This window comes from Paraflavitalea speifideaquila (genome assembly GCF_032395985.1).
In the GTDB taxonomy this organism is placed as follows: Bacteria; Bacteroidota; Bacteroidia; order Chitinophagales; family Chitinophagaceae; genus Paraflavitalea; species Paraflavitalea speifideaquila.
On sequence record NZ_CP135920.1, the window covers coordinates 3877432 to 3903579 of the forward strand.

Consider the following 26148-nt stretch of genomic DNA (forward strand, 5'->3'; position numbering starts at 1 on the left):
CCGGCCTTTATTGCACACAGCCAGGTATGTATTGCTTATTCTATTTTCAGGCTTTTAACGGGATTGGCAAAAGCTGCTTTAATGGTTTGTATGCTAATCGCAAATAAGGCAATGGCCAGGATACCTACTCCTGCAAATATCCAAATACTGATATTAACCCGGTATTCATACTTATTTAACCAGTCATTCATTAGCCAGAATGCCAAGGGGGAAACGATCAGGCAGGCGATAAATACCAGCCACATAAACTCTTTGAGGGGTATTCGTTGTTTAAAGCGTCATATAAGGGAAGGGGAGTAGCTTCCTGGGTATTCTTTTGGTTGTTGAAAAGGGTATTTTTTTAATACCAGGGCTATACGGTTACCATTGGTATGGAAGGTATCAAAACTGGTTTCATATTGTATCCACAACCCAATGAGCATGGCAAAAGTAATTCCTGCTGCCAGTCAATTATGACTAATGAAGAAACTGAGGTTGTCCGGTTTTGTTACAGCTATTGTGCGCCCCGGGCAGGTGAACTACGGAAGGAAATATTCTCGATAAGATAATGAGGTGGACAAAAAAACGCCGCGGGTGTAAACCGGCGGCGTTTTTGGCTATAAACGCACTTGCTTAATAAGCATTCAGCGTAACATTGGCACCAATTCCATAGGATGCCAGCGTTGCCTGTTCGGCCAGGACCTGTCCTTTATAGGACAAATAATTAATAGAGAAACCCACCATACTTTCTACATCGTTTTTACATCACCAACAGTGTCGGAAGGAAAACCAGTAACCAGAGGATGGTGGTCTGCCCATTCACTTTCAATTTCACGTAGAGGTTGTTGGGATGTGGTTCCGGTTCGCCGGTGATCACAGGTTGTACCTGTGTAGCTGTAGTAGAGGCCGGTGTGGCAAAGCCTGCCACTAGCAAGAGGCAGCTTGCAATGATTGGAAGAAATTTTTCATGGAAATGTTTATTTAGCTATGAATGTAGCCAAAAGCCCTACAGGAAATGCATTTAACAGTACAATCCGTTGTTTTCAGTATACAGAAAGCAGGTATAAACTACCTGGATAGCCGCTTGCTTCCCGGTACAACCTATGGATGATGTAAATGTGCAATCATATATGTATTAAATACAGTCGCTAAATTTGACCTATAGGGGTTTTACCGGAACGCAGATATCTACGGTGAGCCCTTCGTTGGTGGGCTGTTCTGGATAGATCTCAAAACAAATTCCGTCATCAGGCTGGTAGCCACTGGAAGGGAACCAGGTACCAAAAAACCAACGCCAGGCCTCAGGAAATTCTTCGGGCTGTAGTTTAAAACGGGCTACGGCACATTTACCCGGATTCAACTCCATTTTACCAATTTCTCCATCCACGTTTAAATCGGGTGGCACTGTGACACAAACGCTTAATCTTGTCTTGCTTTCATCGGTTACACAGATATCGTCATGATATACGGCTATGGCTTTGAAGCCTGGCTGCTGTATCAGGCCACGTGCTCCGGCCCAGGCATACATTCTGTTGAACAGTCTTTCAAACAACGCCCCATCGCCCTGGAATGGGCCTATATGCCTGATATAAGCTACAGTCATAGCAGGAAGTAGCTTTACTTCCACTTGTTGAATTAGTTCCATAATTGACCTCTTTTTTGATGTTTGTGATCCATCATAAAAGTAGGCTGCACCATTGGGTTGTTGTTGACTGCTGTTGCTGATCAGTTGACTATTATTGCTTTTTGTTGCCGTGACTTCCGATAAGCAGACGGTGAAACTTTAAACTGCGTTTTAAAGTTGCGGGAGAAAACCGATTTGTCGGTATAGCCGCATTTATGGGCAATTTGCAGGATGGGCATTTGGGCCTGCATGTTCAATAAGGAGGCGGCTTTTTCCAGGCGCAGGCGGCTTAGGAATTCAAAGGGCGTTTCTCCTGTAAGGCCCCAGAATATGCGGGAGAAGTGGAATTTGGAAAAATGGGAAACGGTGGCCAGTTCATCCAATGTCAAAGGACTTTCAAGATGGGCATCGATATAATCCATCACCCGGTTGATACGGGAGGTATAATCATCCAGCAGTACTTTGTTGTCGGTTGTCATAATGGTAATAAGCTGCCTAAAATTAGCGTATTTCCTAAAGAAGGGGAATGCGACAGTTGCGCATAAGTTCTTACCTTGTTATGTATTTCAATAATCGACCATGAATGAATTTTTACTAATCAGAAAGGCTATATCTCAACTCCATAAACTGAGCGAGGAGGACTGGGCGACTTTTGCCGGGAAACTTCAACTCAAACGTTTTAAGAAAGGAGACTACCTCATCCGGGAGGGACAGGTTGAAAATGGTATCTATTTTATAAATAAAGGATCGACACGTAATTATTTTTAAAGGACGGGAAAGAGTTTACGGTAGACTTTCAGTTTGCTGGTGATTTTGTAACGGCTTATTTTTCCTTCATCACGCGCGAACCCAGTTCGATATTTATTGAATGGCTGGAGGATGCGGAAGTGGTGGAGTTTACGTATCAAACACTACAGCATTTTTATAATGAGCACCCTAGTGGGGAAAGAATAGGGAGGTTAATGGCAGAAGCGCAATATGTGAAGCGGTTAAGAAAGGAAATGGACTTCCTGTCTTATACCGCCGAAGAAAGGTATGTGCGATTGATGGAGAAAAACCCGCAATTGATCCAACAAATATCGGTCAAACACTTATCTTCTTACCTGGGTATTCAGCCAGAAAGTTTAAGTCGTATCCGGAAATTACATGCCAGAACCTAACATACATCATTTTTAGGCCTGCCAATTGGGTTGAACTTTGTGGTCTAATTATAGAAATCAACAATGAAACCGTTTTATTTATTATTGGCTGTTTTTGTTATCAGTACGGGCATTTCAAAACTTACGACCGGAAACTGGCATTTGCCGTTTGGCGGCAACCTGGCAATGGCGGTTATGTTTTGTTTTACCGCCTTGGGCCATTTTATGTTTACCGAGGGCATGACGCTTATGGTACCTGGTTTTATCCCTTTCAAAAAGAACTGATCTACCTGACTGGTATTGCCGAGATCATTCTTGGAATAGCGTTGCTTTTCCCATCGGTCAGGGTGTATGCCGGTATTGCTTTGATCGTGTTTTTGGTCTTATTGCTACCGGCTAATATTTATGCTGCTATTCACCAGGTTAATTACGAGAAAGCCACTTTTGACGGACCAGGGCTGCGTTACCTGTGGATAAGGGTACCCCTGCAAATCATTTTTATTGCCTGGACCTATTATTTTTCAGTAAAGACCACCTAAACACTAAAGTATAGCTTTGGAAAGGGAGCGGCCTGTCTTGGGCTGCTCCCTTTGCTTTTTTCAATGGGCGTGCAGGGGTTGGGCTGTCGGGCTTGGGGTATTTGTAAACAGGGAAGCATAATCCAGGGCAAACTGCTCAAAGCTTCGTGGGGCATGGCCGGTTACTTGTTGTACGTCCTGCGTTACGAGGGAGGCTTCATTATTGCGATAGTGGGCATAATCTTCGATCAAACCATCTGCCTGCCACCTCGGAAAGGCTGCTTTCAACAATGAACTGTGCATCACTTCATCAGAGGTGTCAACAAAGTGAATGGTTTTGTGTAGTGCTGCCGACAGGTAGTCGGCCATTTGGAAATGGCTGATGGCTGCCGGTCCGGTGAGGTTGTATATTTTGTTTTCATGCCCATTCCCGGTTAGTGCCGCTGCTGCTACCTCCGCAATATCCCGTATATCTACTGCGCTGATGGTGGCATCTCCTACAGCCGCAAAGAAGATGCTTTTGGTGGCAATGTATTCTTTCAACCCTAGTAGTCCCTGCATGAATAAATTGGGCCGTAAAAGGTATAGGGTATACCGCTTTCAATGATGTGCTGTTCTACGGCAGCATGGTAACGCAGAAATCGTACGGGGACCTGGCACTGGCTGCCCACTGTGACAACTTGACGATATGGCTTACACCGGCTGCCTTGGCGGCATCCACGAATTGTTTCTGCTGACTTTCGGCCAACTGGGAAGAATTGGTGAGCAGGAAAGCTTTGTCAATGCCCTGGAGGGCAGCGTCGAGACTGGCAGCATTGTTAAAATCGCCTTCTATAATGGTTGCGCCGGGGAGTTTGTCGAGACCATTTACCTGGCCCAAATTCCGTACCATAGCCCGGAATGTGTAACCGCGGGCGGATAATAGGGTAGCAAGTGCTGATCAATGGTGCCGGTAGCGCCGGTGATCAAAATGGAGGGTGTTGTTGCTATTGACATGGTCTTAGTATTTTGTGTGATTAATGATGTAAAAGTAGCGTGGGTGCGATCCCTGGGATTGTAAGAAAACGAAAAGGAAGGCGATGAGGAGGGCGATGAGGAAGGAAGGCATCGAGGCGACCATTATAAACCTTGGCATCGTATCTTGCAGTCTGTATGGCAAATAAGGTATCCTATTTTTGGCACGCTTCGGATTAGACTGGTTCATTCTTTCCCTGATCGGCGTTATTGTGTTGGCCTCCCAATTCCCGGGTCCGGGCGTGGCCAACGGACCTTATTCCATATCCTCTATTGCCAATATTGGTGTATCCCTGATCTTTTTCTTTTATGGGCTAAAACTCAACCGGAATAAACTGGTAGCGGGCTTAAGCAATTGGCGGCTGCATATCCTGGTACAGGCCGGTACTTTTATCCTATTTCCTTTATTGGTACTGACCATCAGACCCTTGCTTGACCGGAGTGATACACAGGTATTGTGGTTGGGTACCTTCTTCCTGGCGGCCCTGCCTTCTACCGTTTCTTCTTCGGTGGTGATGGTATCTATTGCCAATGGCAATATTCCGGCGGCTATCTTCAATGCGAGCATTTCCAGTATGCTGGGCATTTTTATAACACCCATTTGGATGAGCATCGTTACCGGTGGCAATCATGAGCACGTGGACATGAGTGATATCATTATGAAGCTGCTGTTGCAGATACTGCTGCCGGTAGTACTGGGTTTGCTGCTCAACCCCACCAGGCTGGGTAAGGTGGCCGGTAAATATAATAAACAGTTGAAGTATTTTGACCAGTTGACCATTCTGGCCATTGTGTATACTGCCTTTAGTGAGTCGTTTGACAAACATATGTTCAGCAACCTGGGGGTGGTCGAATTGCTGTTGCTGGCGGTTGGTATGCTGGTCTTATTTTTTATAGGTTATTTTATCATTGGATATATTGCCCGGCTCCTGCACTTTAATCGGGAAGATAGGATTACCGCTACCTTCTGCGGTTCCAAGAAGTCCATCATTCATGGTACGGTGATGGCCAAAGTGATCTTTGCAAACAGTTCCCTTACCGGTATCCTGTTATTGCCTATTATGCTGTACCATGCGCTGCAGCTCATTGCTGTTAGCATTATTGCCCAAGGCATGGCCAAGCGACAACAACAACATCTTTAGCTTTAACATTTTGATGGCTATCGTCGGCATAATAAAAGATTGAGGACTCCGTTAGGTTGCTTAACCCACACCGTTAACCATGCGCAAACTACTTTTTATAGCCAAGGGGAAAACCCGGTAAATACACCATTCCTGTAAAGATTAAATACTCCAGACCTGACGGCACCGAAGATGTAATTACCAAAATCATACAATACATTATTGCTGAATAGATGTCGCATTCAGCCTTTCCGGGTACCTTCATTTCCCTAACAGGGTCAGGCCCGCTTTTTGCCGGGTATTTTCCAAACTACAAGTTATGACCATACAACAGATTGCCGACCAATTGGTGAAAATATGCCGTACCGGCGAATGGGGAAAAGCCCAGCAGGAGTTATATGCCCCCAATGCCATCAGTATCGAACCGGAAGCTACCCCTGCGTTTGACAAGGAAACAAAGGGATTACCCGCCATTATTGAAAAGGGAAAGAAATTTGACTCCATGGTAGAAACCATGCACAGCATCACCATGTCGGATCCGGTGGTAGCTGAACATTCTTTTGCTGCTGTGCTGGTGATGGATGCCACCATGAAAGGCCATGGCCGCATGCAAATGAAAGAGCTTTGCGTGTACCAGGTCAAAGAGGGCAAGATCGTGGAGGAACAATTCTATATGTAAAGGTACGGCCGATCAGGGGTCATACCCGGAAAGGCTTGCAAAAGCTTCTCCAGTCTGGCTGCCACCTCTGGAAACTTGCCGGCCAGGTTATATTTTTCACCCGGGTCATTGCTCATATCAAACAATTCGGTGGTAGCGGTGGCGCCGCTACCCATTATCCGCAATTTCCATTGGCCATCCCGTACAGCCTGCGCCTGGTTGTGTACATAATAGATGGGCCTGTGCGGAACTGCGGGTTTGCCTTCCCATATACTGGTCACCGATTGCCCATCGAGGGTTCTCCCATTGGGTAGAGGTATGCCCACCCATTGGGCAATACTGGGCAATATATCAAGTGAAGAAACCAGATCAGTAATGGTTTTACCCGAAGCTGTATGCCCTTTCCAATAGCAAATAAAAGGCACCCGGTGACCACCCTCATAGGTATTGCCTTTGGCGCCCCGGAAAATGCCGGTAGTACCCACATGCCAGGGTTGGGTATAACCGTCACCCGCCATCCTGTCGGGAAAACCAATCCAGGGACCATTATCGCTGGTAAAAATGAATAGGGTATTATCAGCCATTCCTTTTGCTTCCAGTGCCTGCCAAATGCGTTGCAGGCTTTCATCGAGTTGTTCCACTACATCGCCATAGAGGCCAGCGGCAGAATGCCCGGCCCACTTAGAAGGTACTGCCAAGGGCAGGTGCGGCATGTTTTGTGCCAGGTATAAAAAGAAAGGCTTTTGCTTTGACTGGGTATTGATATACTTAATCGCTTCCTGCGCATACCGTTCGGTAAGGATGGTGTCGGCTGGCCGGATGATCTCTGGCGTACGATTGCGAAATATTTTCATCACCGTATCGGTCTTCACATAAGGACTTCTGTAATCATGGCTATACAGGGTGCCGAAAAATTGATCAAAGCCCTGGGCATTGGGATGATAATAGGGTTTGGTATCTCCCAGGTGCCATTTACCTATGAGCGCGGTATGATAACCGGCCTGTTTGAGCATTTCGGCAATGGTAACCTCTTCATCCGGTAATCCATTGGGAGCGCCGGGACCAATGGGTACCGGCAGGTTCATCCGGGTGGCATAACGCCCCGTAAGCAAGGAGGCCCTGGAAGGGGTACAGGTGGGTGAAGCCACCAGGAAATTGGTCGCTTTAATCCCCTGGTAGCCATTTTGTCCAGGAAAGGCGTTTTGATCAGTGGGTTGCCAAAACAACTCAGATCGCTATATCCCATATCGTCGGCAAATACCAGGATAATATTGGGCCGCTGTTGTGCATAAGCAAGTTGGAGCAACAGCATATAGGTGAGCAATAAGGTGCTTATCTTCATACTGCAATTTATAAGTAAAATGCACTTGATGGAAGCTCATTTAGAAAATACCGGATATATTAGCGAGCGCATACCCATTCCTGCCGAATGGGAGCAAGTGTTTACTTATTTCTATTATGCGGCCAATCATACAGAGCAACCAGTTAAGAAGAAGTTGTTGCCCACCTTTCAAACCATTCTTGTATTCAGTTTTGGCAATCCTGCCGCCATATTGGGAGAAGAGGGGGCGCTACTGTCGGGCAGGAGCATAGTAATGGGGCCTTTGAAGAAGGTGCTGGAGTATGAATTGGCGCCAGGCAGTGAAATACTGGTGGTCAATTTCAGGTTTGATGCTTTTTACCGCTTCTTTGGAGCTACGCTGAAAACCTGCAAGGAGCTGGTAAAAATCCCGATGAGCTGATCAAAACCCATTGTTTTTCTGACCTGTGGCAGGAGCTGAATAAGATGCCGGCATTGGAACAAAAGGTGCAACACATCCTGGATTTTTCGTCGGCCTGTCTGCATGACCGGGAACCGGCTTCCGAAACCATTATTCGTGATGGCCTGCCCGAAACGGTCATGAGTCCCGTCAAGGTCATTGCCGATAAAAGCGGTCAGAGTGAAAGAAGTGTACAGCTCAATTATAAAAATACCTGGGCTACAGTGCCAAAGAGATGGGCCGCTACCAACGTTTCCTAAAAGCTGTGCACTTTATACAAGCAGTTTATGTGAAAGATGATACGGTAGATTGGTTTGATGTAATTGACCACAGTGGGTATTACGACCAAAGCCACCTGATACACGATTTTACTTATTATCTGGGTATTTCCCCCACTCAGTTCCTTAAACTGCAATCGGTGATCTGTATGGCCGGCAGCTAAGCGGTATGTTCTATACTTCTTCTTTCGATAATACTTTATTGGCCACTTTTCCAATGGTGAGGCCTTGTACTACGATGGAAAACACCACCACAAAGTAAGTAATGGCAATAATGGCCTGCTTGTAAGGACCATTATCGATGGATAAAGCCAGGGCAATGGAAACACCACCCCTCAATCCACCCCATACCAGTATTTTAATTGTACCACTGCTGAACTTGTTGCGAAAGGGGATGAGTCTTACCGGTGCCCAGATGGAAATATAGCGGGCCAGTAATACCACCAGGATGGCGATGCCGCCCATGACCCAGTAGTTATTGAGGTTGGGGATCAGTAACAGTTCAAACCCAATGAAGAGGAATAGAATGGCATTCATGATCTCATCGATCAGCTCCCAAAATTTATTGAGGTAATCTTTGGTAGTGTGCGACATGGCGGTTCTTTTACCATAATTGCCAATAACAATACCGGCAGCCACCATAGTAAGAGGGCCCGACATGTGCAGGGTATGGGCTATGAGGTAGCCACCCATTACCACCGATAGGGTAATGAGTACGGAAACATTGTAATCGTCAATCTTACGCATGGCATTAGAAGCTCCCAGGCCCAGTAAAGCGCCCAATAGGAATCCTCCTAATGCTTCTTTGATCAGCAGCCAGCTGATGCTGCCAAAGGAGGTGTCGATATCCGAACCCTGTGCCAATTGCAGGATCACTGAAAACACCACTACTGCCACCCCGTCATTGAACAGCGATTCTCCGGCTACCTTGGTTTCCAGTGATTTCCGCACATTTGCTTTTTTCAGGATACCCATAACTGCAATGGGATCGGTAGGAGAGATCAAAGCACCAAACAAGAGGCAGTAAATAAAAGGCAGGTCAACATGGATTAAGGCAAACACATAGTACAGGATGAAACCTATAACGAAGGTGGAGATCAATACGCTGACTGTTGAGAATACCATGATGGGCCATTTCTGCTCACGCAGGTCTTTCAGGTTAATATGAATGGCCCCGGCAAATAGCAGGAAGTTGAGCATGGCGCCCATCAGCACCTCGGTAAAATCAACATCCATCAACAGGGTGGAAAAATGTGTAAAGGATTTAGGGAACAGGCTGCCGCCAACTACCAATAAGATAGACGACAGCATGGCAATGATCATAACACCAATGGTAGAGGGTAATTTCAACACCCGCAGGTTGATATACGAAAAGAAGGAGGCCAGTACAATTAAAATAGAAAACGAATAGTATAGCTCCATGCCGTGTATTAATGCATTACAAAATAAAAGTGCAAAGATACGCTGGCAGGGTGGGGGTGCATCTTAGAATAATATTAGAAAATAGCGTCGTATTAATGCGTGCTATTATTCCCAATGCTGGTATTTAGCCATTTACCAAGCAATATAGAGGGAGATATTACCCACTTCCATATGAGGCAGGCCTTTGATGGGTGAGGTAGCGCTTTTTGTGTAAAAGACAATCCTATATTGCCTCTTGATACAACGAAGCCTATATCAATGCTGGTGATGAGTTGTTGTTTTTCAGCAACTCTTACATACTGTGTTTCACTATAGCCGGGGTGTTTTGTATTGTGGTTAAACACTCCTCCTTCTAGTAAGGCATTATTCAATACCAGGGCAATGCCGGGTTGTACCATAAAATACAATTGCCATTTGTTGCCTGTTGCACCTTTGCCCTTGGTAAATTGGTCGTTGTACCCATTGAAGTAAGGTTGCATTTTGCCCAACCGCAGGGTCGCATACAATGCCGCACCATTGGTCATGGTGCCAGCATATACCTGTCCACTGCCAATCAGTTCGGCCCATTGCTGCACATGCGCCAGCCCTTTATTAACAGTAAATTGATAGTTTAATAACAGATCGGTAGGTTGTTGGTATGACCAGCCCCGGGGTTTTTGACCTTGTATGATCCGGTGCATCAACTCCTGTGTTTCCTGGGCCAATGATGGCGGCCCCATGACACCCAATAACCATTCTGTTTGCAGGGATATTTTCTTAGTTGGGTTGGAGGAGTGCAGGCTATGGGTTATAAAAAGTGCTCCTGAATAAGGATAATCTGCAGGGTCGGGCCTATAGCGAACAATGTTATCGGGGGTAATGATGATCTGCATCAGACCCACTGCTGTGGTATTGATACTGCCTATGCCGGCCTTGGGCATTAAACGGGTGGTGAAGGATGGTTTTTGTTGCAGCCAGGAAAACTCCAACCTGGTTCCATTGGTATAGCCCCCATCGGCGCCGATATTGTAGAAATTGAAGAGGTCATTGTCTTCATAAACCTTGAACATATACTTATAACCCGCCTGTTCCTGGGCAAGAACGCTTAATGATGGCAGGCCGGCTAGCCATATAATAAAATACCAAAAGCTCCTCTTCATGCTTTGCAACTAAATGATAATTGTGTTCCGCGCTGCGTGGTGGCCCTTTTTGCAGGTATCCGCTTACAACAAACTGCGCTGCTTTTTTGTTTACGCCTGCTCAACCCTCCGGGAAATTCTTGTGAAAATTACCTTTTTACCCCCGGCATACCAACGATAAAATGGGCATAAAATGTTGTAGTTTAGGTTTTTATTACAAGGTTCCATGCTGGAAGTGAATAAAAGCAGGGCCTATGAATGCAGTGCCGGCACGCTCCTGTACCACCATTGGCAGGACGCGCATTACAACGTAAAAGGCAAGGGCTATGTACAGGGATTTCATGTAGAGCTGGATGCTGGTTTCTTTCAACAATATGGACTGCCGGCGGCGCCCGCCGAAGGTAGCAGCCGGCTGGATGATCCCTTGATCAAGACCTTATTCCGCAAACTCTACTTCTTTCATTGGAAGGCGCTGCATTTTTGGGGTGATCGTTCGGGTCTGATCCTTTTTGCGCACTTGGGGTATCATTGGTTGTAATAACTGGCCTACATAGTGCTGCGGAAAATCTTCATTAATGCCATATTGTTCGGGCTCATGGGGTGGACAGGTATAGGTGCCAAAAAGTTTATCCATCAGTGGCGAGATGTTGGCGTAATTGCCGGCGTTGCGGTCAATAGCATGGTGCCAATGGTGCAGGTCCGGCGATCCGATCAAAACCTTTAAAGGCCCTAAAGGCAGTCGAACATTGGAATGAATGTAGATGGCCCAGATGCCCCTGAAAGCCACGATAGCAGCCAATGAGCCCAATTCAAATCCCATAATAAAAGCTGGCAGGTTGATCAATCCGATCGTAAAAATAGAGTCCAGCGGATGTTCCCGGTGGGCTGCCAGCCAATCCAATTGCTCCGCACTATGGTGTACTTTATGAAATCGCCACAGGAAATTGACCTTATGCTGGATCCGGTGCCCCCAATAGATCAACAGGTCGCTCAAGAACAGTACTTCCAGGGCCTGCAGCCAGAGGGCTGACTGCCAATGGCAGTCCTGAATTTCCCGGGCACTATCCCATCGAGCCAGGCGCCAAAATGATTGAACAACCACAGTATCACTCCATTCCATAGCAAATATTGTCCCAGGAAATAACACAGGTCTAATAGCCAGTGGCGGCGAAAAATCGTTTGACCTTTTGGGCGGGGAACACCTTTTCCATAGGAATGAATACCAGTGCCAGGAAAGAAAGCTGGCACCCGTAGCCAGCAACAGGTATTGCCAGTTCATGTGATCAGTGTTTTAAACGTTTTATTTTAATGATATCGAAACGGAAGCGTAATGAGTTTTTTTGACAGCACTGTCTATCCGCATACTGTCTATAAGCCTTTGCAAAGCTGCTGGTGAAAAGATCTGGCTGGATTTTGAGCTGCTCATCATAGTAGTTGTTGGCAATACAGAGGAACCTGTTTTTCGCTTAGGGAAGACAGAGTCCAGCAAACGCCGGTCTTCTTTCATCACGACGATACTTTTGGAGGACGACATCAGCAGTTGCCGCTTGCCCTCAGGGGAGGGACGTTTCAGTGAATCCAGGGCGGGCAGTTTGGTGGTATCGGCCGGCAGGCTGTTGCCAGCTATTAACCGGGCATTGGTGGGGAAGGGGTCGATTACCTGTGCCCTGTAGAGCAAAAAAGCCGAAATTAAAAGAACAAAGCCCAGCAAAGTAACTCCTTTGGTAAGTACATTTTTTTCATTCCTGGCATGTTTTAGAGGCGGTACAGTAGGTTGATGCCCAGCCCGGACGATTTGCATAATCAACTGGAACATATCTTTTGAAGGGGCCCCATTGGATTGCTTTGGTGGTCTGGGTTAATCCATGGATCATTCTAGTGATCCCCTCTATTTACCCCCTAATAATTGCACTAACTCCCTAGGGAATTGCACTGTTACCTAGGAGCCAGTGCAAGTCGTAGAGGCATTCAGTGCAATTCGGATAGGGTATTCAGGCTATTTCACTAGGAGTAAGCGCCTGTTTATCAAGGAGATCACGACGGGTAAAAACCTGGTTGAAGTACTTTTTGTGTGTATTTTCAAAAGAAGGGCTACCCAAGCAGGCAGCCCTTCAACCTAATACACCTTTCTAGCTTATTTAGACAATGCTTCAAAGTCTTTGTCACTCAATACAATATCGCCAGCATCCAGGTTCTCCTGCAGGTGAGCCAGGGAGCTGGTGCCGGGTATCAGCAGGATATTATTGGCGCGGCGCAGCAGCCAGGCCAGGGCAATCTGCGCGATGGTGGCATTGTGAGCTGCCGCAATACCACTGATCTTATCGGCCAGGCTTTGAGGGCCCGATGCCAGCGGATACCAGGGAATGAATGCGATCTGACGTTTTACGGTATAATCCAACACCGTTTCCCATTGGCGGTTGCCCAGGTTGTACAGGTTTTGTACAGAAGCAATGGGTACTACTTTTTCGGCCCGCTCTATTTGTTCTACTGTTACTTCCGATAAGCCTACATGACGGATCTTGCCGGCTTTAACCGCCGCTGCCACGGGCACCAGGGTTTCTTCTACCGGCGTATGGGGATCAATGCGGTGCAACTGCCATAGGTCAATGGTATCTACCTTTAGTCGTTTTAAACTGCCTTCGATATTTTCCCGGATATGATCAGGCTTGCCATTGGGTATCCACTGATCGGCATTAGGACGTATAAAGCCTCCTTTAGTGGCTATAACGAGGCCTTTTGATAAGGGTGCAAAGCATCTGCAATTAAGGATTCGTTGAGTTTAGGGCCATATGCTTCGGCGGTATCAATAAAGTTAACACCAGCTGCTACGGCAGCTTGTAATACTTTTTAGCGGTTTCGCGGTCCTTCCCTTCGCCAAATGCTCCCTTACCTGCCAATTGCATAGCGCCATATCCCAATCTGTTGATTACTATATCGCCACCCAGTTTCCAGGTTGTTTGTGCACTAGTTGTTGTACTCATCTTATTGTGTTTAATTGGTTCCAGGTAAAATAACAGCAGGCGGCGAAAGTATGTTTAGCATAGCCCTAGCATAATTCAAACAATTACTTACAAAATTCAAACAAGGTTGAAAGCAGTACGCAAATGGGTGTCCATGTAAGGGTTTACCCTAGCTGCACATTCTGCCCTATGAACTTCTATTTGGAAATGCCCATATACTATTTGCCCTGTACAAAAATGGAGGAGACAGTTGGTGTTAAGATATTGTTATCATGTGTGGTAGTTAACCTGTTTATATATTCCAACAAACAGCAGGAACAAAGGATGGGTGTGGATATTACCGTTTGGGGCAGGCGCTAAATTGAGGTAAATTGAAGATGGTATTTTCTTATTTACCTAAATTTTATTCTTATGAAACAGGATGCCTTAAAGCAGCCTTTTTTTGCGCAATTCCTCGAAGCGCAAAACGTACACCGGAAACCGGTGAAAATTATACAGGCATTATTGAGCCTGTATTTACCTCAAAGCCTTTTGTTGATATGGAAGTCACCCTGAAGTACCCTTCAGATGGAGATGAAACCTAGGCTTTGAGTTAAACTGATTGAATTCACTAAATCTGGCAAGCAATAGCTCATCGGCTATTGCTTGTTTTTACCATGGCTATGGTTTTATGTATTACACATTCCAATGATTATTATACCATCGACCTGGTACAGCAGGCACTGGAAAAAGAGGAGTCGCTTCTTTTCGATTAAATACCGATCTGTTTGCTACCGGATATCAACTGCATTATTCAACGGAGCAACTGCGTTTGTATGATCAGGTGCAAAGCATCACCAGCGAACAGGTCAGTGCGGTATGGTACAGGAAGCTATGGGATATGAACGTGCCGGCCGATCTTGACCCGGCTTACCAATCCCACTTTATTAAGGAGTATACTACTTATCGCCAGTTGTTTTTCAATGCCCTGCAACACCTGCCCTGGATGAATGCTATGCCTGCCGATCATGCGGTATTGGGCGATAAATTGCTGCAGCTGCGCATGGCGCAAGTCGTAGGGATGCAGGTGCCTGCCAGTATTTTCTCCAACGACCCGGCTGTAGTGAAGGCGTTTTATCATCAGTGTAATGGAAATATGGTGATGAAACTGCACCATGCCTTGTCAAAAGCATGGCAGGCGATGGGCCTTTCTTTCCCACCACGCGGATAAGTGAGGAGCAATTGATCAACCTCGAACAACTGGCTTATTGTCCCATGATCTTCCAGGAATATATTCCCAAGGCGTATGAATTGCGCATCGCTTATGTAGACGGGGTTTGTTTTGCCGGTAAAATAACGCATGGAGAAAATGGTGCACCTGTAGATTGGCGAACGCAGACGGGCAATGCCTTTCAGTGGCAGTATTATGAACTGCCTGTGGAGGTGCAACAGCAGTTGCAGGTATTAATGAACAACCTGGGACTATTGTTTGGCGCCATTGATATGATCAGGCAACCCAATGGCGATTATGTTTTCCTGGAAGTAAACCCACAAGGCGAATGGGGCATGCTGCAAAAATACCTGTGCTATCCCATTGCCGACACGATTGCTGATAAACTCATAAACCGCATCAACAATGGCTAAACAAAAAATATTAATAGTTACGCATAGTGCTGATAATAGCAGCACGCAAATAGTGATTGATCATATCAGAGAGGCCGGGGCTGAGGCCATCCGTTTGGATGTAGACCGGTATCCGTTGGAAACGGGGCTTACTACTTTATATAGCGCGGAGGGCTGGCGTATACAATTAACAACGGATGGCATGGTACACGAATTGGAGGACGTAACCGCTGTATGGTACCGCAGGGGGTATAACCTGGGCAAGGGATTGCAAACGGTGGTGGAAGCGCCTTACCTGCCGGCTACGATAGAAGAAGTAAAACGCACGTTGTTGGGTATGGTAGAAGGATTGAATGCCTTTCACCTGGGCCGGAACAGTGTATACCGGCGGCTGGATAGTAAGGAGGAACAGCTAAAGGTGGCGGTACGCAATGGCCTGCTTGTACCACCCACTTGCATCAGCAATGATCCGCAACAGGTAAGCAGGTTTATTGATAAGCATGAACGGGTGGTAAGTAAAATGCAGAGTTCTTTCGCTATTTACCGGGAAGGGGAGGAAGAGGTTGTATTTACCAATACGGTAAACGCAGCGCATTTGGAACAGCTGGATGCACTGCGTTATTGTCCCATGGTATTTCAACAGCAACTGGAAAAGAAACTAGAACTGCGGGTAACCATTGTGGGGCAGGCCATCTTTGCCTTCAGTATTGATTCGCAGCAAACCCGCGATGCGAAAGTTGACTGGCGTAAGGAAGGGGCCGGTATGGTGAACGACTGGCAACCTTATTTGCTTCCAGACTACATGCAATCCAGGTTATTGGCTTTTATGGACAGCTATGGATTGAACTATGGCGCCATTGACCTGATCCTTACTCCCGAAGAAGAATATTATTTCCTGGAAATAAATGCGGCCGGTGAATATTTTTGGTTGGATAAACTATGCCATCATGCTATCTCCAGGCAAATAGCAGCGGTGCTGATGGAATCAGCACCGCGCCGGTAAATAGGAAGGCTGCCATTGATTATTTGCGGCTACGCCCTGCGTCTTTTATTTGTTGTAATAATTCCTGTAATGCTTTCACTTTATCGGGATAGTTTTTGGCCAGGTTGTGCTGTTCGCCAATGTCCTCCTTTAAATTGTACAATTGAGGTTCGGTATCATTGCCTGATTCAATGTTAACAGCGACCATTAACTTTTCACCTTTGTGCGGTTCTATGTATTTCCAGTTGTTTTGCACAATGGATAAGGCGCCACCTTGTTGTACCAATACCGCTCTGCCTGTTGTAGACTTGCCGGTGAAGGCATCCCAGGTATCATGGCTATCGGGTGCATCGGCAGGGGCCAGTGGCTGTTTGGTAAATTTTGCAAATGAGGCCAGCAGGTCTACCTGGCAGATCAAGGCATCCGATACAGTAGGTTTGATCTTACCGGGCCAACTGATAATAAAGGGAACACGTGTACCTGCTTCAAAAGCGCTGTATTTGCCTCCCCGCAAGGGGCCTGCAGGTGTGTGGCCATTGAGCCTGGTTACAGCTTCATCCTGGTAGCCATCATCCAGCACAGGACCATTGTCGCTGCTAAAAATGAGAATGGTATTTTGAGCAATTCCCAATTGTTCCAGTTGTTGCATTACCTGCCCTACGGTCCAATCCAGTTGAAGGATCGCATCACCCCGGTAGCCCAGGCCGCTTTTGCCTTTGAACATTGTAGCCGGCATACGGGGCACATGGGGTTCGGTCAATGTAAAATAGAGGAAGAAGGGATTGCGTTTGTTTCTTTCAATGTAGGCTTTGGCCTGTGCTAAAAGGTAAGCGATAACTCTTCGTCCACCCACCTGGCTTTGGTGCCTCCGCTCATATAGCCAATGCGGCCAATACCGTTTACAATCGTTTGATCATGACCTTGCCCTTTTGACGAAAGCATTTTCAACAGTTCGGGATGCTCTTTGCCGGTGGGGTCATTGCCTACCTTGGTTTTGTAATTGACGGCAATGGGATCGGCCGAATCCAGTGCTACCACCTGGTGGTTCTCTAAAAATACTGTGGGCACGCGGTCGGCAGTAGCGGGAAAAATAAAGGAGTAATCAAAACCAGTTTCATTGGGGCCGGGTTTAATTTCGCCATTCCAGTTCTTTTCTACTGCATCGCCCAGACCCAGGTGCCATTTGCCTACTACGCCTGTTTGGTAACCCGCTTTTTCAGGAGTGAAGGCAGGGTAGTGGTGCCTGGAGCTATGATCAAAGCTGCATCGCCGGGCAAAACACCCGTACCGTTTTTGCGCCAGGGATATTGCCCTGTCATGAGGCCATACCGCGAAGGGGTACAAGTGGCCGAGGTGGTATGGCCATTGGTAAACCGGATACCCTGCCGGGCCAGTTGATCAATATGCGGGGTATGCAATTTGGTTGCTCCATAACAACTCAAGTCGCCATAACCAAGATCGTCGGTAAGGATAAAAATGATATTGGGCTTCTGTTGCGCCATGACCAGCATGCCGGCTAGGTGGAACGCAATGACTGCCAATAAATGTTTCGTTGCCTGTTTCAAAGTCGTTCTTTTATATTTAGTGATAGGAAAGGCCCGTCATTGCCAAAGCGCCGGCGGGTCCTTTATGAAAAACTACTGCTAGGATTGGGATAAGGGCGGCTCACCCTTTGTAATCCTTCCATTGACTATTTCAATTTAGGATTAATATTTTGCTCGCTTAATGGTATGGGCCATTTTTCATCAGTTCCTGTACGGAATGCTTTGGAGGTTACATACCAGCGTTTATAAGGATCAACAATACTCCCTTTTTACGAAGGTTGATGGCGGTAGGATAGGGGGCGCCATAAAAGTCGCCATTTAAAACGGTGCCTGCTATTCCCCAACGCAACAGGTCCCAATACCGGATACCTTCGCAAGCCAGTTCATTCCTGCGTTCACGGCGCAATACCGTGCGCAGGGCGGCTGTATTGGTTTCTGTTATTTTAGGCATGTTCACGGAGGCTCTTCCCCGTACTTTATTGATGGTAGCATCGAGGAGGACCAGATCAATGGCATCCCCATTTTCCAGTTTTGCTTCGAGGTAACTCAACAATACTTCGGCATACCGTATAATGGGCAGGTCGATACCAGAGTTTTGGAGGTTGCCGCCGGCAAAACCTTCATAGTTGTATTTCTTCAAACCAAATCCGGTCCGGGTAGCTTGTTTGGTAGTGGTAAGTTGATCGGCCGACCTGGAGGAGTCGGGATGGGTAAGGTATTTTAAGGCGCGGAAGGATTGCTGGTTGTACAGCACCGTGTATCGTAAGCGGGGGTCGCGATTGGCACCCAGGTCAACGGCATTGTAACGCGGGTCGGTAAAAGAGAAGGAGCTGCCGTCGTTGAATTCAAAGGATTCTACCAGATTGCCCAGCGGACAATACAAATGCCAGCCACCTGCCATCGCAGGGTAATCGTGTTGCAACATACCATTGCCTGCCAGGTCCTGAATATACTGAGTGGCAAAAATGATCTCCTTGCTGCTTTCATTGGTGCTATTGAACAAACCTTCAAAATCGGGATCAATAGTATTGTCATTGAAATCGATGATGGTTTTATAGGTGGCGGCAGCAGCAGCATACTTTTTTTCGGCCAGTTGTAGTCTTCCTAAAAAAGCCAGGGCAGCCTGTTTGGAAGCGCGGCCTCTTTCAGAGGAGGGTACATCTTTAAACTGGGGCAAATCGTTGGCTACTGCTTTAAGTTCAGCCATCACAAAATCAACCAACTCCTGTTTGGTGGCTTTGCTCACGTTATTGGCTTCTGTCAGGCTGAGGGTTTGGGTAACCAGTGGTACCGATTGCCAGTATTGACTCATGTAGAAATACTGGCAGGCCCTGATAAACCTGGCTTCGGCCATCATCCGTTCTTGTTTAGCGTCACTTACCGGTGTTTTACCTACATTTTCTATGAAGTAATTACAGCGGGCAATCCTACTGTAGCTGGCGCTCCAGTAATTACCCAGATAACCGTTGTCGGCAGTCAGTGTACCATTCGACATCCGGTTCATGGCCGAGTTATCTCCTCGTCTGTCATAAGCATTGTCGGTGGCAAATTCGAGGTACAAGAGCCCGTGGTACGACCACCAGTCGGTGGCCGAAAATTCGGCCAGCCCATTCATTTGAATATTGCCCCTGTATACACCGGTCAAAGCCAGCAAAGCATTGGTTTCGGAGGTCCAGAAGGTTTCATTGGCAAATTGCGAAAGGGGTGTTTTATCCAGCTCTTTGCGGCAGGATGATAATAGCAGGAGGCAGACTGATAAAGCACCGATAGCAGAACGGGTATATGGATGAGTTTTTTCATGATAGCCGTGATTTAGCATTAAAAATTAACGTTTACTCCCAGTGTATAATTAGCCAGGATGGGGTAATAGGAGCCGCCTGTATTGATCTCGGGATCCCAGCCTTTGCGGTACTTGCTGAAAGTGAACAAGTTTTCGGCATTGGCATAAATGCGCAGGGAGCCGATATGCGCTTTTTTAAGCCATTCCTTGGGCAGGTTATAACCCAGTTGGATATTTTTGATGCGGAGGTAGGCACTGTTAAGCATCCAGTAAGAACTCAACTGTGTATTGGGCGTACCCTGGTTGGTGATCACTTCCAGGCGGGGGTATTTGGCATCCCGGCGTGGATTGGCGGCAGTCCACCTTTCATCCACTTGCCATTTTTGTATACTGCCGTTTTGATAGAAAGCCCATCCTGCATAATTGTTCAGGTTACCCTTTACGCCTGCTACTCCTTGTAACAATACAGAGAAATCAAAACCCCTGTAATTGGCACCGAGGTTAATGCCATACGTGTATTTGGGAATGGTGGTGCCTAGTACCACGCGGTCATAAGCTGCATTGACGATTCCATCGGGTTTGCCATCAGGACCGCTGATATCAAGGTAGCGTGCGTCTCCGGGCTTTACATTGAGTTGACAGTGCCGCCAAAGATGGCAGCCATATTTGCCCAGTCGGTTATTTCGCCCTGATTGGTAAACAATCCATCTGTGAGGTAACCATAATAGAGATTCATGGGATGGCCGATAAATAAGGAGCTGCCATTACCCACCATTCCATTGGGTTGTTTTACATTGCCTACACCCAGGTCGATTACTTTATTGTTGATGATGGATAGGTTGGCATCAACTGAATAACTGAATTTGCCAATGCTTTTCTTGTGGGCGACGGTAAATTCCCAACCGGTATTTTTAGTTTACCCGTATTCTGCGCACCAATGCCAAAGCCCAGTACATTCGATACGCTGGCCGAAGGGCTCACCAGGATATCATAGGTGTATTTGTCGAAATAGGTAACACTGAACGAGATCAAACCTTTCAGCAAGGAAGCTTCAATGCCTATATCGCTGGTGCGGGTTGATTCCCAACGCAGGGTTGTATCGGTGATCGTGGTACGGGCTACGCCGGTAGAAATAACGTTGCCAAAGGCATAGTTATAACCGGCAGCGAGGATATTTTGATAGGGGTAGTTGCCAATATTTTGATTACCCAAAATGCCATAAGATGCTTTCAGCTTGAGGTCGTCCAGGAAGAGCAGGTTATTTTTAATAAAGGGTTCTTCGCCAATGCGCCAACCAATGGCGGCAGATGGGAAGAGGGCATACTTTTCATTTTTCGGAAAGCGGGAAGAGCCATCGTAGCGCAATACCCCTTCTGCCAGGTATTTATTGGCATAGTTATATTGCAAGCGGCCGAAATAGGAGTCGAGTGCCCATTCAGTGGCTGTGCCGGTATTGGTCATGCCTGGTACTCCACCTGCATTGAGTTGTGTAAGGTCGTTGCCGGGGAAATCATTCCGGAAGGCCCCCATGGATTCACTATAAGCTGCTTCAAATGAATGGCCTGCCAGCAGGCTGAACTCATGCCTGTTGATCTGCTTGCGGTATTCGGCCAGTTGCTGAAAGGTTTTATAATTGGAGTTGGCGCTTGACTGATTAAGGGTGGAAGGCCCCAAAGTTACATTGGCATTGATGCGCTGAGAAGCCAGGAAGCGTTTTGAGTTTTCAAATAAAGCGGTATATCCTCCAATGAGCGACAACTTCAGGTCGGGAATCACATTCCAATCGAGTCGCAGGTTGGCTGCCAGATCGGTCCCTTTGTATTTATAAAAGAAGCATTGTCGAGGTAGGAAACAGGTGTTCCTTTTCCAACAACGCCTGGACCCCAGTCGCCGTTGCTTAGTTTATTGGCATAAATAGCAGGCGTGCGGATCACGTTGCTGATGGCATTGAGCATGTCATCAAAGTCGAGTGTGGCAGGAGGCGCCGGCTCATCATTTTTCGTTTGGATGGCTGATAAACGAGTGGTGAGTTTGAGGTTGGGTGCCAGGGTATTGGTAATATTCAACCGGATATTGTAGCGGTTGTAATTGTTCCTGGCTACGATACCATTTTGTGACAGATAGCCAAATGACAACTGGTAGGCGGTATTGCGGTTGTTGTTGGAGAAGGAAATATTATGCCCGGTTTGTAAGGTCGATTTCTTGAAAACGAGGTCGATATAGTCCATGTCCGGGTAACTGTCCGGATCACTGCCATCCTTGTATTTTTGGATCTGTTCGGCAGTATAAGCCCCAGGCTGTGCTTCATTGAGTAAAGTGGCATATTCCCATGACCGTACAAATTCGGGATAGGCAGTGGCTTTTTGAGTGCCTACATATCCATTGTAACTTACTTTCAGTTTTTCACCCTTGCCTGTTTTGGTGGTTACCAGGATTACACCATTGGCTGCACGGGCACCATAGATGGCAGCTGAAGATGCATCTTTTAGTACCGATATATTTTCTACGTCATTGGGGTCAACATCATTGAATGAATTGGCGGGTATACCATCTACCAATATCAGGGCTCCCGTAGAAGCGCCGAAAGAGCCAACACCCCTGATCTGGATATTGCCACCACTAGCACCTGGCTGACCAGAACGCTGTATGACTGTAACACCTGGCATTTGCCCTGTTAGTGCATTGGACAATTGAGGAACAGCCCGGTTATTGACCTTTTCGGCATTGATCTGTGAAACGGAACCGATCAATTGGGATTTTTACGGGTACCATACCCAATGATTACCACTTCTTCACCCGTGGTTGCGGCTCGTTTTAAAATAATGTTGAGTTGATTGGAATTGGATACGGTTATCTCCTGTGTTTGATAACCAACGAAAGAAATGACCAATACGGCGATTTCTCCGGGCGCGTCCAATGCAAAATTACCATTGGCATCAGTAGCGGCACCTTTGTCGGAACCTTTCAGCCGTACAGAAGCGGAAGACAAGGGCTGGCCTTGTTCGTCTGTTACGCGCCCCTGGATCCTGAATTGCGGTGCAATGGCTGGAGCCGGTAGCCCGGGGCTTTTGGGTTTAATGGTCAGCGCGCCATTATCAATGGCATAGCTGAAGGGTTGTTTGTCGAAACAGCGTTCCAGCACTTCCTGCAAGGACAGGTTGCGTCCTTGTAGAGTGACCAGGCTGTTGTGTTGCAGCAGGGCTTCATCGACCAGGATATTCAGGCCGGTTTGTTTTTGAATTTCGCGCAGTACCTGTTTTACAGGCGCCTGCTTCATCGACAGCGTTAGTGTTTGTCCCTCTGTCCGGGCGGCCACCTGCAGACAGACGGTGAGTAGCAAAAAAGCGGTGATTTTCATAATACGCAGCAGTTTGGGTAATTGCATAACTTTGTCATGTTTAGGTTTACAATAATGGGTTCGTCACCTGTCAACTGTCGACCTGGACCATAGGCTCCTGGTACCAGCAGGAGCCTATTCCTATTGGTCGATTATATTGCATCGAATACTTGCTACATGGAGGTAACCACCAGCTCTTTCCCTTCAATACGGTAGCTGATGTCATTGGCCTGAAGCAATTTCAGCACACCGGATAAGGGGCTATTGCGGCCTATAATTCCGAAGAATTTCCTGTCTTTTATATTGCCTTCATAACTAACCTTTACATCATACCAGCGTGCAAATTGTCGCAGGATGGTTTCAAGGGTCGCATTATCGAAATAAAATACACCTTCTTTCCAGGCTACTACTTCCTGAACATTGATTGTTTTACCTGGGGTCAGCTTGCCATCCTGCTGTAGTATGGATTGCTCACCAGGCTGCAACAATACTTGCTGACTATGGTGGCTCACTTTTACAGCTCCTTCCACCAGGGTTGTTTTGATGGCCCGCTCATCTATATATGTGTTGACATTGAAAGCTGTTCCCAATGCCTGCACTTCCATACCATTGGCCGATACAATAAAGGGCTTTGCTTTATTTTTGCCACTTCAAAGTATACTTCTCCGGTTATTTCTACTTTTCGTTCCGGGCCGTTAAAGGTTACCGGAAAGCGGGCCGACGAGGCTGCATTCAGCCACAAACGGGTACCATCGGATAGGGTGAGTGAAAAGCTTTCTCCATTGACAGTGGACAAGGTATTAAAGAGTGGCAGGGTATTGTCTTTTGCCTGGAGCGTTTCATACATAACCTTCCCGTCTTTATAAACTACCTGCGCTTTGCCCTGGCTGGCCAGCAGGCCCATGGAGGCACTGTCTATTACAATCTTGGTGCCATCGGCCAATACCAGTACGGCTTTGTTTTTGCCAGGTAGCGCATCCTGGCTGGTATTCCCGGGGCTTACTTTTGCTGCAGGCGGGGTGGTGTTTTTGTTCAACAACCAATAGCCACCTGTCATCAGCAGGAGTATAGCCGCTGCTACGGCAGTATAATACCAGCGAGGGGATGGCCTCTTTTATTTTCGTAAGGATGAAGGGTTGCTACTTTGTTTTCTTCTTGAAGTACCTGCTGCAGGATCTTTTCGGCCTCCTCCGCATCCAGGATGGCGGAAGGGGTATCGAAACCCTGCCAGGAGTCATCGAGCATTCCGGATAAGGTGTTGGTATCGGCAGTGCCCACCAGCGCAGCCAATTCCTCCTTTTCTTCGGAACTGGCTAATCCAGCCATATACCTTTCAAACAAGGTGGTTAATCGTTGATGTTCGGCCATTCTATAGTAAGGACAATGGGGTGATACAAAAGGGGGAAAGGGAGTTAGAATTTTTTTGAAATTATTCCTGCCAGTAATAAAATGAATGCCCGCCGGTCGTGCAGGTACCGGCTGATGGCCTGTGAAGCCAGTTTGAGATGTGTTTTGACCGATTCTTTTCCAATGCCCAGTTTCAGGGCAATTTGCTGATAGGTTAACTGTTCGTGTCGGTGCAACCTGTATACCTCCTGTTGCCTGGCAGGCAATTTATCAATAGCCTCATCGAGCAAGTTGTACATATCAACGGCTTCCTCCGGTTCGGACGCTGCCAGGGCATGCTCTTTTTCCCAGGCTTCGGCCTGTTGCAATTCCCGCATGGCTTTCTTTAAAAGGTTGATAACATGGTTGCGACTGATCACCCAGAGGTAGGGCTTGAAGTTCCTGATCTCGGCCAATGATGCGCGGCCTACCCATATTTTGAGGAACACATCCTGGACTGTTTCTGCTGCCAGTTCTTTTGACCTGGTTAGGCGGTAGATATAATCGGCGAGGAGCGGATGCCATTGTTCAAAGAGTAGCCGAAAGGCAGTTTCATTGCCTTTTGCTACTTCGCTCAATATGGTTGCTTCATCCAATCGTTCCGGGGACCTCATAAACAATTGCAAAGTAGTTATTTCCTGAAAAGAAACGGCGTCAGAACGCCCTTGTGTTTGAACTTATGCAGCAATTATTTTAAGCAAACGATTGTGTTTGGAAGGTCGGCAAGACCGGAAGTCGGGAAAGTCCGAAAGTTGGAAAGTTTGATAGGTTGAAATTGTTGACAAGTTGAAATGGTGAGAAGAAGAAACAGGCAGCGTGGGTGGGGAATTGAATGGTTGTGGTAGCGGGCGGGGAAACGCAATCGTTGCCGGCATCGATTGCGTAAATAAAATGTATGGATGCTTGTATGAATCTTCGTTTATTTATTGAATTTAGGTTGGTAATCTATTTTATCTCCTAACGATTAAAAGCCTTATTTATGAAAAGTTATCTTAGCATGCTGATGCTATGCGTAATCATCTTGTCCTGCCAGAAATCAAAAGAGTCAATCCCTGAACCGCTTGCCGAAGAAGAAGAAACCCTTCCGCCGCCCAATCTTCCAAGCGGGATTCGCAGTGTAACGGTTACTACCGAAGCTGCCTTGAAGGCGGCCGTAGCGGCAGCGGTACCTGGCGATATCATCACCATTAGCGGAACGATTAACCTTACGAGTACCTTGCAGTTGTTGGCCAGCGGCACTGCCAGTTCCAAGATCAATATCACGGGCGGTGTACTAAACTGTTCGGGTATAGCATCAGGCTGGGGTGTTAAATGCAATGGCAGTTATTGGAATATTACCAATATGACCATCAAGAATGGACCCGATTGTGGTTTGGTGTTTCAAACGGGTGGCTACAACTATGTGTACAACGTAACCACAACCGGCAACCATGATTCGGGATTGCAAATTTACAATGGTTCTCACCACAACAATGTCAGCTATTGCAAATCAAACGAAAACTATGATACGCAGAATGGTGGGGAAAATGCCGATGGTTTTGCCTGTAAATTATCTGCCGGCGCCGGCAATAAATTTGACCATTGTACGGCCAATCACAACTCCGATGATGGTTGGGACCTGTATGGCCAACCTTCTACTGTAACAATTACCAATTGTACGGCTACCAATAATGGCTATGGTACCAATGGCGATGGCAATGGATTTAAATTGGGGAGTGCCGGTCAAAATGTAGCCCACACGGTTACCAATTGTACGTCCAGCTATAACAAGGCAAGTGGTTATGATGGCAATGGCAATACCGGTCATATTACCACTACAGGAAGCGGCGGCACCGGTAATGGGGGAGCTTTGTTTTATAGAATTTACTAAAGTTGAAGGGGTGAAAAGTGGATAGATGGATAGAGGAAGACATCCTAATTGACAAA

At 46.8% G+C, this 26148-nt stretch carries 38 protein-coding genes and 2 pseudogenes; 13 read left to right on the forward strand and 27 right to left on the reverse strand.

Annotation, left to right across the window (positions count from 1 at the left end; all coding sequences use genetic code 11):
• Positions 1–35: 35 nt before the first annotated feature.
• The 4 genes from RS881_RS26315 to RS881_RS26330 all read right to left on the reverse strand — a co-directional run bounded on the left by RS881_RS26315 (position 36) and on the right by RS881_RS26330 (position 2082).
• Complete coding sequence (locus RS881_RS26315) at positions 36–245, reverse strand: hypothetical protein (RefSeq protein WP_315823819.1); 210 nt, start codon at positions 243–245, stop codon at positions 36–38.
• Positions 246–739: 494 nt separating this feature from the next.
• Positions 740–913, reverse strand: a complete 174-nt coding sequence (locus RS881_RS26320) for a hypothetical protein (protein WP_315823820.1) — start codon at positions 911–913, stop codon at positions 740–742.
• A 225-nt stretch (positions 914–1138) separates the two neighbouring features.
• Positions 1139–1624 carry an AraC family transcriptional regulator gene (locus tag RS881_RS26325; protein WP_315823821.1) on the reverse strand — a complete coding sequence of 162 codons (486 nt, stop codon included), beginning with the start codon at positions 1622–1624 and terminating at the stop codon, positions 1139–1141.
• 80 nt (positions 1625–1704) lie between these two features.
• Positions 1705–2082: a helix-turn-helix domain-containing protein gene (locus RS881_RS26330; protein WP_315823822.1), complete on the reverse strand. Its 378-nt coding sequence runs from the start codon at positions 2080–2082 to the stop codon at positions 1705–1707.
• A 100-nt stretch (positions 2083–2182) separates the two neighbouring features.
• Between RS881_RS26330 and RS881_RS26335 the strand changes: the two genes are divergently transcribed.
• From RS881_RS26335 to RS881_RS26345, 3 genes are all read left to right on the forward strand, one after another.
• Positions 2183–2371: a cyclic nucleotide-binding domain-containing protein gene (locus tag RS881_RS26335; protein ID WP_315823823.1), complete on the forward strand. Its 189-nt coding sequence runs from the start codon at positions 2183–2185 to the stop codon at positions 2369–2371.
• Between the two features lie 194 nt (positions 2372–2565).
• Positions 2566–2763, forward strand: coding sequence for a cyclic nucleotide-binding domain-containing protein (locus tag RS881_RS26340; RefSeq protein ID WP_315823824.1), 198 nt, complete (start codon positions 2566–2568; stop codon positions 2761–2763).
• Between the two features lie 179 nt (positions 2764–2942).
• Positions 2943–3281 (forward strand): DoxX family protein, encoded by a 339-nt coding sequence (locus tag RS881_RS26345; protein ID WP_315823825.1) that lies wholly within the window; start codon positions 2943–2945, stop codon positions 3279–3281.
• 60 nt (positions 3282–3341) lie between these two features.
• On the opposite strand, the gene RS881_RS26350 is transcribed toward RS881_RS26345, so the two are convergent.
• Both RS881_RS26350 and RS881_RS26355 read right to left on the reverse strand, forming a co-directional pair.
• The gene (locus RS881_RS26350) at positions 3342–3821 is read right to left on the reverse strand and encodes a Rossmann-fold NAD(P)-binding domain-containing protein (protein WP_315823826.1); all 480 of its coding nucleotides are present in this window, start codon (positions 3819–3821) and stop codon (positions 3342–3344) included.
• 55 nt (positions 3822–3876) lie between these two features.
• Positions 3877–4152 (reverse strand): NmrA family NAD(P)-binding protein, encoded by a 276-nt coding sequence (locus tag RS881_RS26355; protein ID WP_315823827.1) that lies wholly within the window; start codon positions 4150–4152, stop codon positions 3877–3879.
• Positions 4153–4435: 283 nt separating this feature from the next.
• Here RS881_RS26355 and RS881_RS26360 point away from each other — a divergent pair, with 283 nt between their 5' ends.
• The gene (locus RS881_RS26360) at positions 4436–5416 is read left to right on the forward strand and encodes a bile acid:sodium symporter family protein (RefSeq protein ID WP_315823828.1); all 981 of its coding nucleotides are present in this window, start codon (positions 4436–4438) and stop codon (positions 5414–5416) included.
• Between the two features lie 298 nt (positions 5417–5714).
• Positions 5715–6074, forward strand: coding sequence for a SnoaL-like domain-containing protein (locus RS881_RS26365; RefSeq protein ID WP_315823829.1), 360 nt, complete (start codon positions 5715–5717; stop codon positions 6072–6074).
• Here the strand turns inward: RS881_RS26365 and RS881_RS26370 are convergent.
• Positions 6065–7395, reverse strand: a pseudogene (locus RS881_RS26370) (sulfatase family protein). The gene RS881_RS26365 and the pseudogene RS881_RS26370 overlap by 10 nt on opposite strands.
• Positions 7396–7423: 28 nt before the next feature.
• Here RS881_RS26370 and RS881_RS26380 point away from each other — a divergent pair.
• The 3 genes from RS881_RS26380 to RS881_RS26390 all read left to right on the forward strand — a co-directional run bounded on the left by RS881_RS26380 (position 7424) and on the right by RS881_RS26390 (position 8255).
• The gene (locus RS881_RS26380; protein WP_315823832.1) at positions 7424–7795 is read left to right on the forward strand and encodes a DUF6597 domain-containing transcriptional factor; all 372 of its coding nucleotides are present in this window, start codon (positions 7424–7426) and stop codon (positions 7793–7795) included.
• Positions 7796–7860: 65 nt separating this feature from the next.
• Positions 7861–8073 carry a hypothetical protein gene (locus tag RS881_RS26385; protein WP_315823833.1) on the forward strand — a complete coding sequence of 71 codons (213 nt, stop codon included), beginning with the start codon at positions 7861–7863 and terminating at the stop codon, positions 8071–8073.
• Positions 8074–8102: 29 nt separating this feature from the next.
• On the forward strand, positions 8103–8255 hold the full coding sequence (locus RS881_RS26390; RefSeq protein WP_315823834.1) for an AraC family transcriptional regulator: 153 nt from the start codon (positions 8103–8105) through the stop codon (positions 8253–8255).
• 10 nt (positions 8256–8265) lie between these two features.
• Here the strand turns inward: RS881_RS26390 and RS881_RS26395 are convergent, their stop codons facing one another.
• From RS881_RS26395 to RS881_RS26425, 7 genes are all read right to left on the reverse strand, one after another.
• Positions 8266–9513 carry a cation:proton antiporter gene (locus RS881_RS26395; RefSeq protein WP_315823835.1) on the reverse strand — a complete coding sequence of 416 codons (1248 nt, stop codon included), beginning with the start codon at positions 9511–9513 and terminating at the stop codon, positions 8266–8268.
• 92 nt (positions 9514–9605) lie between these two features.
• Complete coding sequence (locus RS881_RS26400) at positions 9606–10562, reverse strand: lipid A-modifier LpxR family protein (protein WP_315823836.1); 957 nt, start codon at positions 10560–10562, stop codon at positions 9606–9608.
• 505 nt (positions 10563–11067) lie between these two features.
• Positions 11068–11910: a sterol desaturase family protein gene (locus tag RS881_RS26405; protein ID WP_315823837.1), complete on the reverse strand. Its 843-nt coding sequence runs from the start codon at positions 11908–11910 to the stop codon at positions 11068–11070.
• A gap of 21 nt (positions 11911–11931) precedes the next feature.
• Positions 11932–12447 (reverse strand): hypothetical protein, encoded by a 516-nt coding sequence (locus tag RS881_RS26410; RefSeq protein WP_315823838.1) that lies wholly within the window; start codon positions 12445–12447, stop codon positions 11932–11934.
• Positions 12448–12765: 318 nt separating this feature from the next.
• The gene (locus tag RS881_RS26415; protein WP_315824624.1) at positions 12766–13356 is read right to left on the reverse strand and encodes an aldo/keto reductase; all 591 of its coding nucleotides are present in this window, start codon (positions 13354–13356) and stop codon (positions 12766–12768) included.
• Entirely contained in the window at positions 13353–13439 is an 87-nt protein-coding gene (locus tag RS881_RS26420) for a hypothetical protein (protein ID WP_315824625.1), read from the reverse strand. Before RS881_RS26420 ends, RS881_RS26415 begins: the two co-directional genes overlap by 4 nt.
• Positions 13440–13456: 17 nt before the next feature.
• Positions 13457–13612, reverse strand: a complete 156-nt coding sequence (locus tag RS881_RS26425; RefSeq protein WP_315823839.1) for a hypothetical protein — start codon at positions 13610–13612, stop codon at positions 13457–13459.
• 356 nt (positions 13613–13968) lie between these two features.
• Between RS881_RS26425 and RS881_RS26430 the strand changes: the two genes are divergently transcribed.
• The 4 genes and pseudogenes from RS881_RS26430 (at position 13969) to RS881_RS26445 (ending at position 16196) form a co-directional block, all read left to right on the forward strand.
• Complete coding sequence (locus tag RS881_RS26430) at positions 13969–14175, forward strand: microviridin/marinostatin family tricyclic proteinase inhibitor (protein ID WP_315824626.1); 207 nt, start codon at positions 13969–13971, stop codon at positions 14173–14175.
• Between the two features lie 78 nt (positions 14176–14253).
• Positions 14254–14801, forward strand: a pseudogene (locus tag RS881_RS26435) (MvdC/MvdD family ATP grasp protein).
• Positions 14762–15214, forward strand: coding sequence for a hypothetical protein (locus RS881_RS26440; protein ID WP_315823841.1), 453 nt, complete (start codon positions 14762–14764; stop codon positions 15212–15214). Before RS881_RS26435 ends, RS881_RS26440 begins: the two are co-directional and overlap by 40 nt.
• Positions 15207–16196, forward strand: a complete 990-nt coding sequence (locus tag RS881_RS26445; protein WP_315823842.1) for an MvdC/MvdD family ATP grasp protein — start codon at positions 15207–15209, stop codon at positions 16194–16196. Before RS881_RS26440 ends, RS881_RS26445 begins: the two co-directional genes overlap by 8 nt.
• Positions 16197–16215: 19 nt before the next feature.
• Here RS881_RS26445 and RS881_RS26450 read toward each other — a convergent pair whose 3' ends face one another.
• The 13 genes from RS881_RS26450 to RS881_RS26510 form a co-directional block, all read right to left on the reverse strand.
• Positions 16216–17028, reverse strand: coding sequence for a sulfatase-like hydrolase/transferase (locus tag RS881_RS26450; RefSeq protein ID WP_315823843.1), 813 nt, complete (start codon positions 17026–17028; stop codon positions 16216–16218).
• Positions 16995–17243: a hypothetical protein gene (locus RS881_RS26455; protein WP_315823844.1), complete on the reverse strand. Its 249-nt coding sequence runs from the start codon at positions 17241–17243 to the stop codon at positions 16995–16997. Before RS881_RS26455 ends, RS881_RS26450 begins: the two co-directional genes overlap by 34 nt.
• A 122-nt stretch (positions 17244–17365) precedes the next feature.
• Positions 17366–17740: a sulfatase-like hydrolase/transferase gene (locus RS881_RS26460; RefSeq protein ID WP_315823845.1), complete on the reverse strand. Its 375-nt coding sequence runs from the start codon at positions 17738–17740 to the stop codon at positions 17366–17368.
• 208 nt (positions 17741–17948) lie between these two features.
• Positions 17949–19538, reverse strand: a complete 1590-nt coding sequence (locus RS881_RS26465; RefSeq protein WP_315823846.1) for a RagB/SusD family nutrient uptake outer membrane protein — start codon at positions 19536–19538, stop codon at positions 17949–17951.
• Positions 19538–20044, reverse strand: coding sequence for a hypothetical protein (locus RS881_RS26470; RefSeq protein WP_315823847.1), 507 nt, complete (start codon positions 20042–20044; stop codon positions 19538–19540). The genes RS881_RS26465 and RS881_RS26470 overlap by 1 nt, the downstream gene beginning before the upstream one ends.
• Positions 20045–20124: 80 nt before the next feature.
• Positions 20125–20274 carry a hypothetical protein gene (locus RS881_RS26475; RefSeq protein WP_315823848.1) on the reverse strand — a complete coding sequence of 50 codons (150 nt, stop codon included), beginning with the start codon at positions 20272–20274 and terminating at the stop codon, positions 20125–20127.
• Positions 20275–20312: 38 nt separating this feature from the next.
• On the reverse strand, positions 20313–21275 hold the full coding sequence (locus tag RS881_RS26480) for a SusC/RagA family TonB-linked outer membrane protein (RefSeq protein ID WP_315823849.1): 963 nt from the start codon (positions 21273–21275) through the stop codon (positions 20313–20315).
• Positions 21272–22249, reverse strand: a complete 978-nt coding sequence (locus tag RS881_RS26485; protein ID WP_315823850.1) for a TonB-dependent receptor plug domain-containing protein — start codon at positions 22247–22249, stop codon at positions 21272–21274. The genes RS881_RS26480 and RS881_RS26485 overlap by 4 nt, the downstream gene beginning before the upstream one ends.
• The gene (locus RS881_RS26490; RefSeq protein ID WP_315823851.1) at positions 22246–22884 is read right to left on the reverse strand and encodes an STN domain-containing protein; all 639 of its coding nucleotides are present in this window, start codon (positions 22882–22884) and stop codon (positions 22246–22248) included. Before RS881_RS26490 ends, RS881_RS26485 begins: the two co-directional genes overlap by 4 nt.
• Before the next feature lie 125 nt (positions 22885–23009).
• Positions 23010–23435 carry a FecR family protein gene (locus RS881_RS26495; RefSeq protein WP_315823852.1) on the reverse strand — a complete coding sequence of 142 codons (426 nt, stop codon included), beginning with the start codon at positions 23433–23435 and terminating at the stop codon, positions 23010–23012.
• Positions 23393–23893, reverse strand: a complete 501-nt coding sequence (locus tag RS881_RS26500) for a FecR domain-containing protein (protein ID WP_315823853.1) — start codon at positions 23891–23893, stop codon at positions 23393–23395. The genes RS881_RS26495 and RS881_RS26500 overlap by 43 nt, the downstream gene beginning before the upstream one ends.
• Before the next feature lie 20 nt (positions 23894–23913).
• A complete protein-coding gene (locus RS881_RS26505; RefSeq protein ID WP_315823854.1) occupies positions 23914–24162 on the reverse strand; it encodes a hypothetical protein in 249 nt (82 codons plus the stop codon).
• An 86-nt stretch (positions 24163–24248) separates the two neighbouring features.
• A complete protein-coding gene (locus RS881_RS26510) occupies positions 24249–24836 on the reverse strand; it encodes an RNA polymerase sigma factor (protein WP_315823855.1) in 588 nt (195 codons plus the stop codon).
• A gap of 365 nt (positions 24837–25201) precedes the next feature.
• Between RS881_RS26510 and RS881_RS26515 the strand changes: the two genes are divergently transcribed.
• Complete coding sequence (locus RS881_RS26515; RefSeq protein WP_315823856.1) at positions 25202–26092, forward strand: right-handed parallel beta-helix repeat-containing protein; 891 nt, start codon at positions 25202–25204, stop codon at positions 26090–26092.
• Positions 26093–26148 lie beyond the last annotated feature (56 nt).

Excerpts from the sequence above, each read along its gene's own strand:
- RS881_RS26365 (WP_315823829.1), top strand. The coding sequence starts at position 5,715 with ATGACCATACAACAGATTGCCGACCAATTGGTGAAAATATGCCGTACC.
- RS881_RS26400 (WP_315823836.1), bottom strand. The coding sequence starts at position 10,562 with ATGTTCAAGGTTTATGAAGACAATGACCTCTTCAATTTCTACAATATC.
- RS881_RS26490 (WP_315823851.1), bottom strand. The coding sequence starts at position 22,884 with ATGCAATTACCCAAACTGCTGCGTATTATGAAAATCACCGCTTTTTTG.
- RS881_RS26325 (WP_315823821.1), bottom strand. The coding sequence starts at position 1,624 with ATGGAACTAATTCAACAAGTGGAAGTAAAGCTACTTCCTGCTATGACT.
- RS881_RS26380 (WP_315823832.1), top strand. The coding sequence starts at position 7,424 with ATGGAAGCTCATTTAGAAAATACCGGATATATTAGCGAGCGCATACCC.
- RS881_RS26410 (WP_315823838.1), bottom strand. The coding sequence starts at position 12,447 with ATGTTCCAGTTGATTATGCAAATCGTCCGGGCTGGGCATCAACCTACT.
- RS881_RS26515 (WP_315823856.1), top strand. The coding sequence starts at position 25,202 with ATGAAAAGTTATCTTAGCATGCTGATGCTATGCGTAATCATCTTGTCC.
- RS881_RS26405 (WP_315823837.1), bottom strand. The coding sequence starts at position 11,910 with ATGAACTGGCAATACCTGTTGCTGGCTACGGGTGCCAGCTTTCTTTCC.
- RS881_RS26355 (WP_315823827.1), bottom strand. The coding sequence starts at position 4,152 with ATGGTACGGAATTTGGGCCAGGTAAATGGTCTCGACAAACTCCCCGGC.
- RS881_RS26445 (WP_315823842.1), top strand. The coding sequence starts at position 15,207 with ATGGCTAAACAAAAAATATTAATAGTTACGCATAGTGCTGATAATAGC.
- RS881_RS26500 (WP_315823853.1), bottom strand. The coding sequence starts at position 23,893 with ATGACAGGTGGCTATTGGTTGTTGAACAAAAACACCACCCCGCCTGCA.
- RS881_RS26425 (WP_315823839.1), bottom strand. The coding sequence starts at position 13,612 with ATGAGTACAACAACTAGTGCACAAACAACCTGGAAACTGGGTGGCGAT.
- RS881_RS26350 (WP_315823826.1), bottom strand. The coding sequence starts at position 3,821 with ATGCAGGGACTACTAGGGTTGAAAGAATACATTGCCACCAAAAGCATC.
- RS881_RS26340 (WP_315823824.1), top strand. The coding sequence starts at position 2,566 with ATGGCAGAAGCGCAATATGTGAAGCGGTTAAGAAAGGAAATGGACTTC.
- RS881_RS26395 (WP_315823835.1), bottom strand. The coding sequence starts at position 9,513 with ATGGAGCTATACTATTCGTTTTCTATTTTAATTGTACTGGCCTCCTTC.
- RS881_RS26505 (WP_315823854.1), bottom strand. The coding sequence starts at position 24,162 with ATGGCTGGATTAGCCAGTTCCGAAGAAAAGGAGGAATTGGCTGCGCTG.
- RS881_RS26330 (WP_315823822.1), bottom strand. The coding sequence starts at position 2,082 with ATGACAACCGACAACAAAGTACTGCTGGATGATTATACCTCCCGTATC.
- RS881_RS26440 (WP_315823841.1), top strand. The coding sequence starts at position 14,762 with ATGGCAGGCGATGGGCCTTTCTTTCCCACCACGCGGATAAGTGAGGAG.
- RS881_RS26475 (WP_315823848.1), bottom strand. The coding sequence starts at position 20,274 with ATGGTGGGTAATGGCAGCTCCTTATTTATCGGCCATCCCATGAATCTC.
- RS881_RS26335 (WP_315823823.1), top strand. The coding sequence starts at position 2,183 with ATGAATGAATTTTTACTAATCAGAAAGGCTATATCTCAACTCCATAAA.
- RS881_RS26465 (WP_315823846.1), bottom strand. The coding sequence starts at position 19,538 with ATGCTAAATCACGGCTATCATGAAAAAACTCATCCATATACCCGTTCT.
- RS881_RS26510 (WP_315823855.1), bottom strand. The coding sequence starts at position 24,836 with ATGAGGTCCCCGGAACGATTGGATGAAGCAACCATATTGAGCGAAGTA.
- RS881_RS26315 (WP_315823819.1), bottom strand. The coding sequence starts at position 245 with ATGTGGCTGGTATTTATCGCCTGCCTGATCGTTTCCCCCTTGGCATTC.
- RS881_RS26430 (WP_315824626.1), top strand. The coding sequence starts at position 13,969 with ATGGTATTTTCTTATTTACCTAAATTTTATTCTTATGAAACAGGATGC.